General features: G+C 48.5%; 16 protein-coding genes. 8 read left to right on the top strand and 8 right to left on the bottom strand.

The annotated features are described in order from the left end of the window. Positions 1-128: 128 nt before the first annotated feature. Genes NC981_RS19165 through NC981_RS19175 form a run of 3 tightly spaced genes read left to right on the top strand, consistent with a single transcriptional unit; the run spans position 129 to position 3,479 of the window. Positions 129-965: a FecR family protein gene (locus NC981_RS19165; protein ID WP_348244402.1), complete on the top strand. Its 837-nt coding sequence runs from the start codon at positions 129-131 to the stop codon at positions 963-965. Beyond that, the gene (locus tag NC981_RS19170; RefSeq protein ID WP_348244403.1) at positions 946-3,198 is read left to right on the top strand and encodes a CHASE2 domain-containing protein; all 2,253 of its coding nucleotides are present in this window, start codon (positions 946-948) and stop codon (positions 3,196-3,198) included. Before NC981_RS19165 ends, NC981_RS19170 begins: the two co-directional genes overlap by 20 nt. 29 nt (positions 3,199-3,227) lie before the next feature. Next, the gene (locus tag NC981_RS19175) at positions 3,228-3,479 is read left to right on the top strand and encodes a hypothetical protein (protein ID WP_348244404.1); all 252 of its coding nucleotides are present in this window, start codon (positions 3,228-3,230) and stop codon (positions 3,477-3,479) included. Here NC981_RS19175 and arfB read toward each other — a convergent pair. The 5 genes from arfB to NC981_RS19200 form a co-directional block, all read right to left on the bottom strand. Then, complete coding sequence (gene arfB / locus NC981_RS19180; protein WP_348244405.1) at positions 3,476-3,895, bottom strand: alternative ribosome rescue aminoacyl-tRNA hydrolase ArfB; 420 nt, start codon at positions 3,893-3,895, stop codon at positions 3,476-3,478. The two genes, NC981_RS19175 and arfB, sit on opposite strands and share 4 nt — an antisense overlap. A 95-nt stretch (positions 3,896-3,990) precedes the next feature. Next, on the bottom strand, positions 3,991-4,491 hold the full coding sequence (locus NC981_RS19185; RefSeq protein ID WP_348244406.1) for an orange carotenoid protein N-terminal domain-containing protein: 501 nt from the start codon (positions 4,489-4,491) through the stop codon (positions 3,991-3,993). Between the two features lie 321 nt (positions 4,492-4,812). Then, positions 4,813-6,138: an aspartate aminotransferase family protein gene (locus NC981_RS19190; RefSeq protein WP_348244407.1), complete on the bottom strand. Its 1,326-nt coding sequence runs from the start codon at positions 6,136-6,138 to the stop codon at positions 4,813-4,815. Positions 6,139-6,269: 131 nt separating this feature from the next. Then, entirely contained in the window at positions 6,270-6,788 is a 519-nt protein-coding gene (locus NC981_RS19195) for a hypothetical protein (RefSeq protein ID WP_348244408.1), read from the bottom strand. A 291-nt stretch (positions 6,789-7,079) separates the two neighbouring features. Next, positions 7,080-7,856, bottom strand: a complete 777-nt coding sequence (locus tag NC981_RS19200; RefSeq protein ID WP_348244409.1) for a DUF554 domain-containing protein — start codon at positions 7,854-7,856, stop codon at positions 7,080-7,082. A gap of 246 nt (positions 7,857-8,102) precedes the next feature. On the opposite strand from NC981_RS19200, the gene NC981_RS19205 reads away from it, so the two are divergent. Continuing rightward, positions 8,103-8,324 carry a hypothetical protein gene (locus NC981_RS19205; RefSeq protein ID WP_190378252.1) on the top strand — a complete coding sequence of 74 codons (222 nt, stop codon included), beginning with the start codon at positions 8,103-8,105 and terminating at the stop codon, positions 8,322-8,324. 36 nt (positions 8,325-8,360) lie between these two features. Here NC981_RS19205 and menH read toward each other — a convergent pair whose 3' ends face one another. After that, positions 8,361-9,170: a 2-succinyl-6-hydroxy-2,4-cyclohexadiene-1-carboxylate synthase gene (gene menH, locus NC981_RS19210; protein WP_348244410.1), complete on the bottom strand. Its 810-nt coding sequence runs from the start codon at positions 9,168-9,170 to the stop codon at positions 8,361-8,363. Positions 9,171-9,265: 95 nt separating this feature from the next. Between menH and NC981_RS19215 the strand changes: the two genes are divergently transcribed. Continuing rightward, positions 9,266-10,285: a hypothetical protein gene (locus NC981_RS19215; RefSeq protein ID WP_348244411.1), complete on the top strand. Its 1,020-nt coding sequence runs from the start codon at positions 9,266-9,268 to the stop codon at positions 10,283-10,285. A gap of 34 nt (positions 10,286-10,319) precedes the next feature. Here NC981_RS19215 and NC981_RS19220 read toward each other — a convergent pair whose 3' ends face one another. Beyond that, a complete protein-coding gene (locus NC981_RS19220; protein WP_348244412.1) occupies positions 10,320-11,285 on the bottom strand; it encodes a YegS/Rv2252/BmrU family lipid kinase in 966 nt (321 codons plus the stop codon). Between the two features lie 135 nt (positions 11,286-11,420). On the opposite strand from NC981_RS19220, the gene NC981_RS19225 reads away from it, so the two are divergent. After that, complete coding sequence (locus tag NC981_RS19225) at positions 11,421-11,678, top strand: chlororespiratory reduction protein 7 (protein WP_348244413.1); 258 nt, start codon at positions 11,421-11,423, stop codon at positions 11,676-11,678. Here NC981_RS19225 and NC981_RS19230 read toward each other — a convergent pair whose 3' ends face one another. Beyond that, a complete protein-coding gene (locus NC981_RS19230) occupies positions 11,679-12,410 on the bottom strand; it encodes a response regulator transcription factor (protein WP_190378247.1) in 732 nt (243 codons plus the stop codon). It abuts the gene before it with no gap. Between the two features lie 234 nt (positions 12,411-12,644). Here NC981_RS19230 and NC981_RS19235 point away from each other — a divergent pair, with 234 nt between their 5' ends. Next, complete coding sequence (locus NC981_RS19235) at positions 12,645-13,082, top strand: peroxiredoxin (RefSeq protein WP_348244414.1); 438 nt, start codon at positions 12,645-12,647, stop codon at positions 13,080-13,082. A gap of 161 nt (positions 13,083-13,243) precedes the next feature. Beyond that, positions 13,244-14,869 carry a C39 family peptidase gene (locus tag NC981_RS19240; RefSeq protein ID WP_348244415.1) on the top strand — a complete coding sequence of 542 codons (1,626 nt, stop codon included), beginning with the start codon at positions 13,244-13,246 and terminating at the stop codon, positions 14,867-14,869. Positions 14,870-14,960: the final 91 nt, after the last annotated feature.

A 14,960-nucleotide genomic window follows, 5' to 3' on the forward strand; every position in this document is an offset into this window, starting at 1 on the left:
TGTATCAATTTATTTAATTACGCCTGAGCAATTCGCTTAACAGAATAGAGCGGCTTTAAATGTTACAGAGCTAAACATTTTGATGGAATAAAAGATGCATTAATTTAGAAGTATGCAAAAAATTTCTCATGAGAGCGTCTATCCTATCTTGCATTTTTCTAGCCTGCTGTATTCCAACTTTTGCCCTCGCACAAACGAGAGATTTGCGAGTTCGGGTTGATCGCTGGCTACTCGTTCAGCGAATGGTTGGCAGTGTAAATTACGATCGTCCCTCTGGATCAAGACCTGCGCGAGTAGGCGATCGACTTCAAGCGATCGGTGAGGGCATCACAACCGGAGTGAATTCGAGGGCTGATTTGCTGCTAGACACAGGGGTCGGAGTCATTAACGTTCTAGAATCAACTCGATTAAGGGTACGGCGATTAGAGGTCGCAGGTAATAACGGTAGAATCACTCACCTCAATGTCACACGCGGACAAGTGCGCTTGAAACTTCGGCGATTTACCAATCGTGGATCTCAGCTAGAGATTCAAACGCCTGCTGGACTCAGTGGAGTACGGGGTACAGATTTTGGGGTTGCAGTACAACCGGACGGTAAGACAGGAATTGCAACCCTAACGGGTGCGGTGGTGACAGCGGCGCGAGGGGGACGAGTTTGGGTGCCGCGTGGATTTCAGAATCTAACCATTCCGGGAGAGCGTCCCTCGCCTGCGGTGCCGTTGCGGAATGACACGACGTTAAGAGCGCAATTGGTCAGGAGGATCGATCGTGGAGTCCGCAAGGTTCAAATTGTCGGTCGTGTCGATCCAGTCAATATCGTCAGAATCAACGAAGTTCCCCAAATTCTCGATCGCAATGGTGCGTTTCGCAGTTCAGGGTTTTTAGTTGTCTCGTTTTTACGGGTTAAGGTGGAAGTAATCACTCCATTAGGCAAGTCTCAAACTTATGAACTGGCGCTTGAGTAGAGCTGGATGGCGCTTGCTTCCAGGTGCGATCGCTCTTGGTCTGGTGATGGGTTCGATCAATTTCGGGTGGATCAAGCCGCTTGAGCAAGTGGCGTATTCTGCCTTGTTTCGGTTACGGGGGGAGCGGCAATGGGACGATCGCCTAGTGCTGGTGACGATCGATGATGACAGCATTAAGCAACTCGGGCGATTTCCTTGGAAGAGAACGCAATATGTCAAATTAATTGATCGGTTGACCGAAGCAGATGCAGGTGTGATTGCGATCGACGTTTTGTTTTCTGAATTAACTCCGGAGGATGCTGCATTTGCAGCGGCGATCGCACGATCAAATCGAGTCGTTTTGACGCAAGCAGAGGGTAAAGGTGGTTTACCGTTGCTTCCGGTTCCGCAGCTTGAGGCAGCAACCGTGGCAAGTGGACATATTCGGATACAGTCAGACGAAGATGGAATTGCACGATCGATTGAGCCGCAGTTCCGTCAGGTTTGGGCATTTGGCATCGCAGCGACGCTGACTTATTCAATGCTGCGAGAGGCGATCGCGCTCCCTGATTTTAGTCAGCGCATTTGGCTGAACTGGGTAGGACAGGCTGATGCAGCGCCACAGTATTCATTTGCGCGGGTGATTCGCGGAGAAATTCCCGATTCGGCGTTTCGAGACAAACTTGTACTTGTGGGAGTGACGGCGACGGCGATCGATGCACATCCAACTCCGTTTGACCGCAATCCTGCTGCAAGCGGTGTGCATGTTCAAGCGACGCTGATCAATAACCTATTACAGAGCAATCTTTTAACTCCGATACAGCCCCCGTTCGTGCTGTTACTCTTGATCTCTGCGATCGGGAGTCTTAGTTTTAGTTTATTACTTAGCTATTGGCGCACAGAAATTCAACTTGCGATCGCGACAGTTGCGGTAGCAGGTTGGGTTGGAACAAGTCTTGCATTGCTAAACGCAAACTATTTGCCTTCAATTCTTCCGCCAATTGGGTTGATTACGATAAGTACGATCGCGACGGTACTGATTGAGCGATCAAGAATTCACAGGAATTTAGAACAGCAGATCAAACAGATTCAGCAACGCTATCATATCGAATCGGAACCCCAGGATGCGGAAAACCTGGCTCAGTTTGCATCAATGCAAGAGTTAACGCGATTAACAACGCTAGTGGATCAGTTAGGACGATCACAAGCCACGCAAGCTACGATTGTACATTGTTTACCGATTGCTTTAGTGGCGTGTGATTTAGAGGGGCGAGTTTGGTTTTGTAATGCGATCGCTGCTTCGATGTTAAACATTCAAGCGGGTCGTTGCCTTGAACCGATTTTAGTTCCGAATTGGATTAATCCTGAACAATGGCAAGAAGTTCTGCAACATCCCCATCGAATTGCAACAGAGCAATTGCGACAAGAGCGCTGGTTTCGGCTTCAGATCGAACCGCTAGAAATTCGCGCTGATGGTATTTTGATGACGCTAGAAGATATCACTATTTACAAAACGATCGAACTTAATTTAGACGACCAGGTTGAAGAGTTACAGCAGCTTAGCGAACTGAAAGATGAATATCTAAGTACCGTTTCTCATGAATTGAGAGCGCCGTTGACCAACATGAAAATGGCATTACAGCTTTTTAGGATTGCAAAGACGGAATCACAGAGAGAGAAATACATTAAAATACTGAATGCCGAATGCGATCGCGAATCCGAATTAGTGAATACGTTACTCGATCTGCAACGTCTAGAGTCCGGACGACAATTGATTGACGTGACCCCGATCGATCTCGAAACTTGGCTGCCCGAACTGCTAGAACCATTTTTTCGTCGCACAGAATCGCGACAACAAACGCTTGAACTTGAGATCAGTCCAGCGCTTCCCGTTTTGCATAGCGATCATGCAGCACTAGAGCGAATTCTGATAGAACTCATCAACAATGCTTGCAAATACACTCCACCGACGGAGCACATTATCGTGTTTGCAGACTGGATTGCGCCTCATGTGGAACTTAGCATCAAAAATTCGGGAGTTGAAATTCCCCCAGAAGCGCGATCGAGAATTTTTGAGCGCTTCTATCGGGTTCCTAACGCTGATCCCTGGAAACAAGGGGGTTCAGGACTAGGGCTTGCGCTGGTACAAAAATTAGTTGAATCGCTACAAGGCACGATCGGAGTCAGTAGCGATCAGGGTTGGACAAGATTCACGGTTCAACTTCCCATTCAACCTGGTAAAACCTATCAATAGCTAGAGAAGCTTAAAGATCCGATCACACTATGCTGAAGCGTTATTACTTACTTGTTCCTTACCGAGACAACATGGGAGTACCGCAGTCAGGATTCATTATTTTTCTGGTGTTTGGCATCTTTTGCACGATCGCGGGGATCGCCGCAGGGGCTTATATTCTGAAGCCAAAGGATCAACCGATCCAGTTTGACAAATGGGGATATGTGGTGATCATTCCGATCGTTGTTCCGATTGTCGCTGCGTTGTTGTTTGAAGTGCTGTCTTACTATCGAGTGTTCTAATCGCTGTTGGTCACTTTGCCTCTGAGCGCTTTGATGTGTCCTCGCTTAGTTTTGCTGTCGAGCCGCTTTTCCTGAGCACTGCGGCTTGGAATTGTAGGCTTCCGTTTTTTTGGTACGACGATCGCGCTCTTAATCAGGTCTTTTAACCGATTCAAAGCTTCTTCGCGATTTTGCTCTTGTGTACGCTGTGATTGCGCTTTAATCACCACAATGCCATCTTTGGTGATCCGATTGTCATTTCGCTCCAGAAGGCGAGTTTTGATCCGTTCTGGCAGCGAAGAAGCCGCAATATCAAACCGGAGATGAATTGCAGTTGCCACTTTATTCACATTTTGTCCGCCTGCACCTTGAGAACGAATCGCACTCAGTTCAATCTCCGAGTCGGGGATGGCGATCGTTTTAGAAATTTGCAGCATTGTTCCAGGAAGATACGCACTTCCATAGACTAACCAAATCGAATAAGACCTGCAAGAAAGCGCGATCGCGTGGGTTACGATCGCGCTTCATTCATCTATACGAGTTGACCCAGGAAAGCGGCTTTTTCTTCCGCACTGAGCGATCGTACCGAAGACAGCAATTCAGTTGCTTTCGGCGACACTTGAGCATTGGTCGGAATGCTGCTGCTAAATTCTTGACCGAGTTGATACCAGAATGCAATCCGAGAGTTTGCATCTAACGCTTCGTAGCGTGCGAGCGGCGGTTGAGTGCTACCGGGAAGCAGTTCTAACAGAGCTTTGCTCGGATGTGGATCGAGCGCAACGCCATCAAAATGATCAACCTTATTCGTCAAGAAATCTCCGAGCGTTTGGAGTTGTTCGTCTTGGCGCTGGGACTTAAGTTCGCTGATCAGCGTCGAAATTTCGTTGCTAGACGAGGTACTCAAAGCTGAGGACGGGACTGATCCAGAGACTTCTTTGAATAGCGTTCCGAGTGCGACAAGTTGCTCCTCGATCGGCAGCTTTTGAAATTCTGAGACGGCTCGATCGGTATTGTTTGTATTAATCGAAGTCATAAAAGGAGTCTCCAAAGTGTTGTGAGGAATAAAGTTTCCAAAAAATTCGTTGTCTTACGAATCGTTTTAAGGTTATCTCCCTCACACAGAGCGATCCCCTATAAAAAGGGGGAGACTGAATTAAGTACGACTTGATTCAGTACAACTCGATGATTACTAGCTCATGCGCTTGCTACTAGGAGGATGCTTGAGCAGTCTTCGTCGTTGCCACATCCCGCCCTGAACTGAAAGTTCGGGCTAATCGGCGCAAGTCCATTGGAAATGGACTCAGAACTCTAGACTTGCGCTCAGTCTACTTCTTAATCAAGCTCAATTCAAAATTCATGCTAGCCCCTTTAGCACACTCGCTAAACGCTCAACCATTTCATCAATGTGATGTTTTTCCAAAATTAACGGTGGCGATAACGCAATAATATCTCCGGTCGTTCTAATCAGTAATCCTTGCTCAAAACAATCAACCATTGCATTGTAAGCCCGGACTCCTGACTGTCCCGGAATCGATGCAAGCTCAATGCCTGCCACTAAGCCCAAATTCCGCACATCAATCACATGCGGCAATCCTTTCAGCGAGTGCATCGCCTCTTCCCAATAAGGCGATAAATCACGGGCACGATCGAACAAGCCTTCCTCTTCGTAAATATCCAGCGTTGCCATTGCTGCGGCACAAGCTAAGGGATGCCCTGAATAGGTGTATCCGTGGAAAAGCTCGATCGCGTTCTCCTGTCCGTGCATAAACGCATCATAGAGATACGATCGCGCAAACACCGCACCCATTGGAACTGCCGCATTGGTAATTCCTTTCGCGACACACATGAGATCTGGCATTACCCCAAAATATTCGGCTGCAAATCCCCGACCTAAGCGACCAAAGCCCGTGATCACTTCGTCAAAAATCAACAAAATGCCGTACTTATCGCAGATCGATCGCAGTTTCTCCAAATATCCCACGGGTGGAATTAACACACCCGTTGATCCCGCCACAGGCTCAACAATCACAGCCGCGATCGTCGAAGGATCATGCAAAGTGACGATGCGTTCTAGCTCATCGGCTAAATGCGCCCCCCAGGTGGGCTGTCCTCGACTAAAAGCGTTCTGCTCCAAATTGTGCGTATGCGGTAAATGATCCACTCCCGGCAACAAACTCCCGAAGAACTTGCGATTCGGTGCGATTCCTCCTACTGAAACGCCGCCAAATCCAACGCCGTGGTACCCGCGCTCTCGTCCGATCAATCGGGTTCGGCTCGCCTCACCCCGCACCCGATGATACGCCAGCGCAATTTTTAACGCCGTATCGACTGCCTCTGATCCAGAATTCGCAAAGAAGATGTGATCTAAATCCCCTGGCAGCATCTTTGCTAAGCGATCGGCTAACGCAAACGGAGCCGGATGTCCCATTTGAAACGTTGGCGAAAAATCTAATGTCGCGGCTTGCTGATAAATTGCTTGCACAATGCGATCGCGACAATGTCCCGCATTCACACACCATAAACCTGCGGTTCCATCCAACACCGATCGACCGTCTACCGTCGTGTAGTGCATATCTTTGGCAGATGCCATCAGACGGGGCTTGGCTTTGAACTGTCGATTTGCAGTAAAAGGCATCCAGAACGCATCTAAGCTTTCTGGTAAGGAAATATCTAAGACCATTGCAAAGTTAGAATTGTGAATGGGCGTAACAAAACTTTCGCGAACAGCAATCGCTTATCGCAGTGATCGATGCGATCGACACTCAAATCAAGACTAGCGCGAATGCCGATCGGTAAAGCGAGTGTACCTCACTAGCTGTCGGACTTTTTCCGGCTGGTTCCAGTCTTGGTCGTTTTAGCGGTGCTTGCCTTGGACTTGGCAGCCGTTTTGGTCGATGCTTTTTCGGTCGTTTTATCGGCTTTAGCGGTCGATCGGGTGCGCTTAGGCTTTTCGTCTGATTCTTGTTCTGAAGACGCATTCTCTAGGGCATCCGAACCGTCTTGCAACGCTTCAGCACTCATGCTAATCGTGCGACGACGGCGACGAGTTTTTGCACCGCCTTCTTCTTTGCGGGCAGACGATAGATAGTATTTCAGCGTCGAGGGGCTAATTTCTACACCCTTCGAGGAGAGCATCTGCGAAACTTCGCTGTAGTTGTAGCCACGATCGAGCGCGATCGTAATTTGATCTTTGAGTAGGTGAATTGCTTCTCTCAGCGACCAGATTTCCTTCGGCTTTTCCGGTAATTCTTGGAGCGCGGTGGATGCGCTGCTGATCGAATCTTTTGAGACTAGCGTTGATGTGGGTGATCTTCTTTTCGTTACAACCATTGTGTTTCTCCTACTAAATAGACAGGCAGTTTGCTTTGTTTATGTATTCCCATTCTTGGAATCTGAAACAAAATCTTTCAGCCAGTTGAGCAATCCAGACAATGATCGCTCTATTGCTCATCTCGATCAACGATAGTGATGGTGATGCTGTTATCACTATCGTCGTTAATTATAGAGACATTTTTGAATTTGGTAGCAAATCTTAAAAAATTTGGATCAAACTCAAACATATTAATCGTCAAGTCATCGGTGATGGATCTTTTATATAGGCGGACATATTACCGCTTCTGATTACGCCAACCGTTCGATGATTGCAGAGAACAACGGTGCAAGCAGCAATCCTGGCAAAAATGCAGCAACGCTCAACCGCGCAATTTCTAATAAGTTCAAACCCAGCCCAATCACCATTAATCCACCTACTCCCGAAGTTAACAACACGGCTGGAGCCGTGGTTGGATCGCTAAGCGATTGAGCGAGTATCCCGGCTGCGATCGACAGTCCACCTTGATAAACGGCGATCGACAAAATCGAAAACACGACCCCAATTCCATAACTACTACTAAGCGCGATCGAGGCGAGTCCGTCCATTGCGGCTTTAATCGATAACAGCGTATTGTTTCCGGTTAAGCCGTTATTTAAGCTGCCAACGATCGTCATTGGCCCAACGCAAAACAGCAAACTTGCCGCTACCCATCCCTCAGTAAAACTGCCGCCCCCTTTCACCCTGCGTTTAATCTGATCGCCGATCATATGCAGCCTTGCTTCGAGTTGCCACCATTCGCCCAGCAAGCCACCCAAAACGATCGCAAACAGCCCAATAATCACGCCATCGATCGCGCCGAGTTTGACTTTTAGCAAGCTCGATGCCATTGTGACACCCAAAAACAGCGTTAATAGCCCCAGCCCTTGAGTAATAATGCGCTGCATTCGAGCAGGCAAACTCCCTTGCAGCATCAGTCCTATTGCACTACCGACTAAAACCGTTGCGACATTGATCCAAGTGCCGCTGGTCTTGTCCCATAGGCTCAGCGATGCAAGATGGATTTCCCAAATTGAAGTGATCAGCATTAGCGGTAGCGTTTCCTCTGATGTAAATTGTGCGTGCAATCTCTGTATCGATCGTGCGATGTACTCATTTCGATCGCATCATATCAAACTGCGCTAATTCTTAGGGTGGAATGATTTCAAGTTGAGTTTTACCCAAACGGGGGAGTCATCTTTATCCTGATTCTCGTTATTCTGTCTGCAATTGGATTAGCGATTCATTGAAGCCTAGAGAGTGAATGCAAGCGTAGACAAAAGGAATTGGGAATTATGACCGCTGTAATGACGATGCCAAAGTTTAGTCCTGACCAATTTGTACGCTTCATTGGTGGGCAGGGAAAAGTGCGAGAGTTTCGTGCAGATTCTGGAAACTGGTCGTATTTGGTAGAAATGGAAATGGGCGAAGAACCGGAGATGGGCAGAATTGGCTTTGAGACGATGATTCTGCTGCCGGAAACAGATTTGAATGCGCTAGAGGGAGCGTGGAGCTAGAAGCGCGAAAAGTTTACTGTGTGGTCTGGTGCAGCCTTAGCGATAGGGCTGCTTTTTTACGGGTTCAATCAAGAAGTCTTTGATTTGCTGGATGTACCACTCTGGACTCTCAAAATGAATATTGTGTCCAGTGTTGGACGCGATCGCTAATTCTGCCGTTTCACAGAGCGATGCCATTTCTTGATTCAGAGCGACAAACTTACGATCGCGCTCTCCTGCCATCAACAATAACGGCTGCCGATGCGATTGTAATTTCCCCCATAAGTTCGGCTGCATTCCCGTTCCCATTTCAAGAAGTGATCGCGCAAGTTCAACCGGATTGTTACGCGATCGTTCTTTCAGCATCTGCTCAAATTGTGGATGCACTTTGATCGATTGAAATAACGGCTGATTGTACCAATCGATCAAAAACTGATCAAAATCCGTCCGAATCCGATCGGCTAACTCACAATCGCGCTTGATGCGCTCCGCTCTTTCTCGTTCTGTTTTCAATCCCGGAGACCCTGACTCGATGATTGCTTTCTCAAATCGCTCTGGATAATTTAACGCCAAGTACAGCGCCAATCGTCCTCCCATTGAATAGCCGACCAAACTCGCTCGATCGATTGCTAACTCATCTAGTAAGTTGACGATCGCAGTTGCTGTATTTTCCATCGTGTACTGATCTGAAAATCGAGTTTCACCATGACCCGGAAGATCGATTGTGAGACTTCGATCGCCTAATTGCGCCGTGATCGCATCAAACTCCATACCACTGCCCAGAAATCCATGCAGAAAGACCACGATCGACGAATCGCTCTGCCTACTTGGGTTAGAAGTCAATCGGAACGACAATTTGGTTTCCATGCACAGAGCTTAACTGCAAGGGGGAACACTATCAATGTCTCGCTTTTTGGAAGTGGGAATCAAGGTCGTAGGACTTTCCCCAGATAATCGCCTCCATGAACTCAGAAGAAGTCTTTCAACTTATCGATCGCGTCTTGCCGTTTGAAGCGTGTCTGTTTCACCAGATTCTGCCGCTCTCCATCCAACATGGCAAACTGCACTTGGGTATGGTGATGCTCAATGATGTTGCCGCGATCGATTATGCTCGACGGATGGCGGGCTACCAAAACTACTCACTCATTCCTCAAAGCCTCTCTTCAGAAACACATCACTCCGTTCTGACCGCCTACCTAAACTACAGCCAAAACCGTCCAGCCCCATCCAAACCACAGCCCACAGCATCCCTAGAAGCAGGCTTCCACGATAAAGACACACTGGTACTTGAAGTTCCTGACGAACAAACCGCATTAGAAACGGATGCACCCGAAGCTCAAGCAACCGTTCAGAATCCCTACATGATCCTTCCCGACTTACCCGTCAGCACCCGATACGCTGAAGAACCGATCGCGCTGCTTGCTCAACTTCCTCCATCACGCTTGCTCAAGGAACTTCTAGGACGAGTCTTAGGCAACGGGATTGGGCGATTGTTCTTTGAACGACGGGAAAGATACGGTCGAATTCTATGGAGCCAAAATGGAACCATTCAGTCTGTGATCGAAACTATCGCGCTCAACAAGTTCCAAGCCCTGATCGACGAACTCAAACATCTCACTCGTCTGCCGCTGTTTCCGGTCACTGAAATTCAGCAGGTCGAAATTGAGCGATCGTATCAGCGCGATCGGGTACTACTGCGCCTGCGAATTACACCGACGGAAGCTGGAGAGCAAGCAACGCTACAAGTTCTCCGGGGTGCAGCCCTAAAGTTTTATCAGCGCCAACAGCTCACAAGCTTAAGCCGCGATGCACTGACAATCGCGACTCGGCTCCAGCAAAAGATCAACGAACTCCATCACACAGCAACACCCCTCGCTGAACCGCGTAATGTCGTTCCTGAGATTGACCAGGTGATGCAGATCGTGGAGCAGCAGTTAACCGAACTCAAGCAAATTCGAGATTCCTATACTGAGAAGAATTAGCAGTTGTGCGGGTTTCAAGACTGCCGCAATCTCGTCAGACTGGAGCATCTTTTGGCTCAATCACAAGATCGGGTAAACCGTCGATTTTTTCAGTCGGAATTTCTGCCTCCGGATCGTTCATAAAAACGGTGAGTCCCGCCGGAACACATTCCACCTCGATCGGGGTTGTGCCGCTCATTTCGCCATCCAGCACTACTTTTTGCGGTGGATTGGTCGTGATTTTAAAGCGCTTCGATCGCAAATAGCCAATATCATCGCGTTCCGCTGGATTGCCGCTAAGAGCAGATTGCAGCAGATGATAAGTCGCAGCGATCGCGCTAGTGCGATTTGCAGGGGCAACGATCGTCAAATCCAGCATTCCATCATCGACAATCAACCCTGCTGGGCCTTGAGCGAGTACCGAAGTGGCAGGAGCGGCATTCGCCACGGTGAGCGCCGAAGCGGTAAACGAAATAATCTTCTCGTCGGTTTCGACTTCGGCTTCAAAGCGATCTAGATCCCGCAGCTTGCGGATACCTGCAAGAACATAGGCCAGAATTCCCAGCCGATTCTTGGCTTCGCGGCTGGCAAGCTGAATTGTTTCTGCTTCAAATCCAATCCCGGCGAGCAGAATCATCGGGTGCTTGTTGCAGAATGCTACGTCAATTACTTTCGTTTGCTGATTCAGAATCGTTTCGCAGGCAGCTTCGATCGTCGTGGGGATCGAGAGCGCATTTGCAAACGCATTTGCAGTCCCGCGTGCGATCACACCTAAAGGAATCTCCGTGCGGATCACAGCATTCGCCGCAGCAGAAACTGTACCGTCTCCGCCTGACACAAACAGCGCGTCTACACCTTCGCTGACTGATTCTGCTGCAAGTTCATCCGCATCGCGATCGGGAGAAGTTAATTTCGTTTCTAAGTCGAACTTTTCGCTTAATAACCACTGGATTAGCTCTAATTCCTGTTCTGCGTTTCCCTGACCCGCCACCGGATTAAAAATTAAATGTGCTTTCTGCATAGCGATTCAAGAATAATATATCTCCTGAATATCACGCACTGAGAGCGATCGGGGTCTGACTTGTGGGAGATTCTTCGCTCTAGAGGAGGGCAGAAGTGCAAAAATGGGAATGCTCTTGATTCCCTAACAAATCTTATGTCTGCGGCAACTATGTATGATGAGGAGCATTTTGTCGTGCTCGAAACGAACCAGCCTGAAGCGATCCTAACCGCGACTGAATTGAGCGAAAAGCTACGATCAATTCTCGCAGCTCGGCAAGACGAATTGCCCACAGATATCAAACAAGCGGGTGGGATCGACGATCAGATCCGCTATCTGATCGATACCACTTGTGAGCTAGGTATGGCTTCCGGCGAGTATTTGCAGTGGTATGCGATTCGGCTCGAAAAGTAATTAACCTGCCATCTGAACTTCTTCGATGCTTTCGCTGGGCAGTTCTAGACAGTAACCCGCACCATACACCGTTTTGATGTATTTCGGATGCCGGGGATCAGGTTCAAGCTTGGTTCTCAAATGGCGCACATGCACCCGAATGGTTTCGATATCATCATCGGGATCATATCCCCAAACTTCCTTGAGGATTTCGCTCGGAGAAACAGTCTGACCGTGGCGCTGAAGCAAGCAGTGCAGCAGTTCAAACTCTAGATGCGTCAGCTTTACGGTTTTGCCAAACCAGATCGCCTCAAAGCGTTCGGGCACTAGGATCAAAGGGCCATAGCTGAGAATTTCAGAGTGTTTTGCGGCTTGGGGAATGCGATCGGTACGACGCAACAATGCTCGGACTCGCGCCAGCATTTCATCGACTTCAAACGGCTTCTTCAGATAGTCGTCTGCGCCTGCATTGAAGCCCTCCACAATGTTTTGAGTTTGACTGAGCGCGGTCAGCATCAAGACGGGAATATCGGCGGTGCGCTCATCGCGGCGAATGCGCTGACAGATCGTAAAGCCATCGACTTGCGGCAGCATCAGATCCAACAAAATCAGATCGGGTTGGAGCTGGAGTGCGAGGGCTTGTCCGCGATTGCCATCTGAGGCTTGACTGACATCGTAGCCTGCCATCTCTAGGTTGACTGCGACGAGTTCCGCGATCGTTGGGTCGTCATCAATAATTAAGATTCTAGGCATAATTAATCTCTTCTTACTAAAGGAGGGTGATCGATCAGGAGTAGAGGCTCAAACTTTTATAAAGATTCCTGTTCAGATTATACGTAAGGATCATATTTTCTTCGCTATATGAAGCAAATTTGAGTCAGGAACCCATAAATCGATCGACGTAAACCACCCGAATTCTTTGTAATTAAAACGTAGAAGTAGAAGATTACAATTTATGACGGAATATCTTCTAAAGGAGCCATCTCTATGCCGCTCAATGTGGGCGATACTGCCCCCGATTTCACCGTAAAAGACACGAACGGCAACACCGTTAAGCTCTCAGACTATGCAGGTCGAGCGGTCGTATTGTATTTCTATCCCAAGGACGACACGCCCGGTTGCACCAAAGAAGCGTGCAGTTTTCGTGACAATTACACCCAGTACACCAGTAAAGGAATTCCTGTGTTTGGCGTAAGTATGGACGATGAAGCCTCACACCAGCGCTTCACCGAAAAATACAGTCTGCCGTTTCCACTCCTTGCAGATACCAATGGAGCCATCACCCAAGCCTATGATGTCGATGGCGGCGGCTATTCCAAGCGCGTGACTTATGTGGTGGGTGCAGATGGCAAGATCGTTCAAGTGCATACGACGATTCAGACGGATACTCACGCAACGGATATCTTGCAGCAATTAGCCCTGTAGCCCGTTATTTTCGATCGAAGCTCAATCTCCTGATCTCCTGCGATCGGGAGATTCTTTTTTGCAAATCGTGCAGCAGAAGTATAGTTGTCAGAACAGGGGCGCATCCGATCGCGCCATGTTTCGTCTTTGGTTTTTGCACACCGTTTTTCAGCGAAAAGAGTATGACAGACACGACGATCGCAGCCAATTCGCTAACTTCAGGAGGCGGGAGTGCGCCTCCAACCTATGCTGGGCCTTTAGAAGTATTGGTGAATAAGCCAGTGGTTCTCAAGGGCAGCTATGATGCTGCTCGTATCAGGCGGATCACATTGATGGCTGAAGATAAAGTGAACCTAGATGTGAAGCTCAACAATGGAACCTGGCAGGTCTCGATGCCGCGAGGATTCTCCACACCCGGAGCGCGTTGGCTGCGGCTCAGAGGATTTGATGCCAGCAATAAGCTCATCGAAAATCGCGTCTTTTACATTACTGTGAGCCGTAATCCGCTAACGGTGGGACAGTCTCTTTCTGTGAAACTGCTGCGAGACACCTTTTTCAAGGTTTCAACCGAGGATTCTGCGCGGCTCAACACTCAGCAAAAGGTATTAGTCAAAGCCGGACAAACATTTCCCGTACTGCGATACGGCTTTATTGATGGGCATTTGAAATTAGAGCTAGGGAGCACAATCGCGCCGATCGGAAATTTTGGTTATTTCTACGAAGACCATGTGCAACTGACGAAAGGAGCACAGATTCTCAGGTTTTCGCTTGATGATGTTCCCGATATTCCTTTAGCAGCACATCTTCTGATCACCCAAACCACCTTTTTCAAAACTTCTCCTGCCGATTCTTCGCTGCTGGCAGCTAATCAAAGAACAAACGTGCTGAAAGGTCAAGTCTTTCAAATTACAGGATATGCCTGCACTCGCGGACATTTTCGAGTGACGCTGAAAGATCCGATCCCCGGTTTTGGCGATCGTGGCTTTATCTTCTGGCAGTATGCCCAGATTGAGCGCAACGGGCGGGAAGTGCCCTATGATTCGAGTGCTTTAACGGTGACAGCGCTACGCGACACCGTGATCAAAAAGCGGCCGGTGGATTCGTCGGAGCTTCAACCGGATGAACGATCGACCTTTAATGCGAATGAGTTTTACGGGGTCGCAAGCTACATGATTGAAGGCGGACATATCAAAGTGTCACTGAATGAAGAATTGCCGAACTTTGGGAATACGGGCTATATATTCCCGGACTTTGTGCGGATGAGTCGGGGCAATCGCGCCTTTAATCCGATTCCCGGTTCTGTTGAATTGAATGTGCCGTACTTCTCACAGCGAGACAATCCCCGGTTTTACTGGTCTACTTGTAATGTGACGGCGATCGCGATGTGTATGTCCTATCTTGGAACTCGCGCCCGTGAAGGCGGTCAACTTGAAGATGAATTGTTGCAGTGGTGCTTCAACGAAGATGGAGAAGGATCTCAAATCAATCACAACACCTTATCGAAGCTGATCGATGCTTATGGATTTGATGGCACGTTTAGTACCGAGTGGACATTTCGGGACGTGCGAGAAGAACTGATCAATGGTCGTCCGGTGGTGTTGTGTGGCATGTTTACGTCTTATGGTCATATTGTGACGGTGATTGGCTATACGCCGAATGGCTATATTGTGAATGATCCTTGGGGGGATGCTTTAACTGGATATGCAGATACCGAGGGACGTAAGCTGCTTTATCCTTATGACTATACGAATCGCGTTTGCGGCCCCGATGGGAAGGTGTGGGCGCATTTTATCCGGCGTAGAGCCTAAGTGATGCGGTCAATAGTGATGCGGTCAATGCTGCTGAGGCGTTTCGCCGAAATGTCTTGGCAGCATTGGAAAAACGATCGAATTCTTCTAG

This window comes from Leptolyngbya sp. DQ-M1 (assembly GCF_039962505.1).
Classification (GTDB): Bacteria; Cyanobacteriota; Cyanobacteriia; order Leptolyngbyales; family Leptolyngbyaceae; genus Leptolyngbya.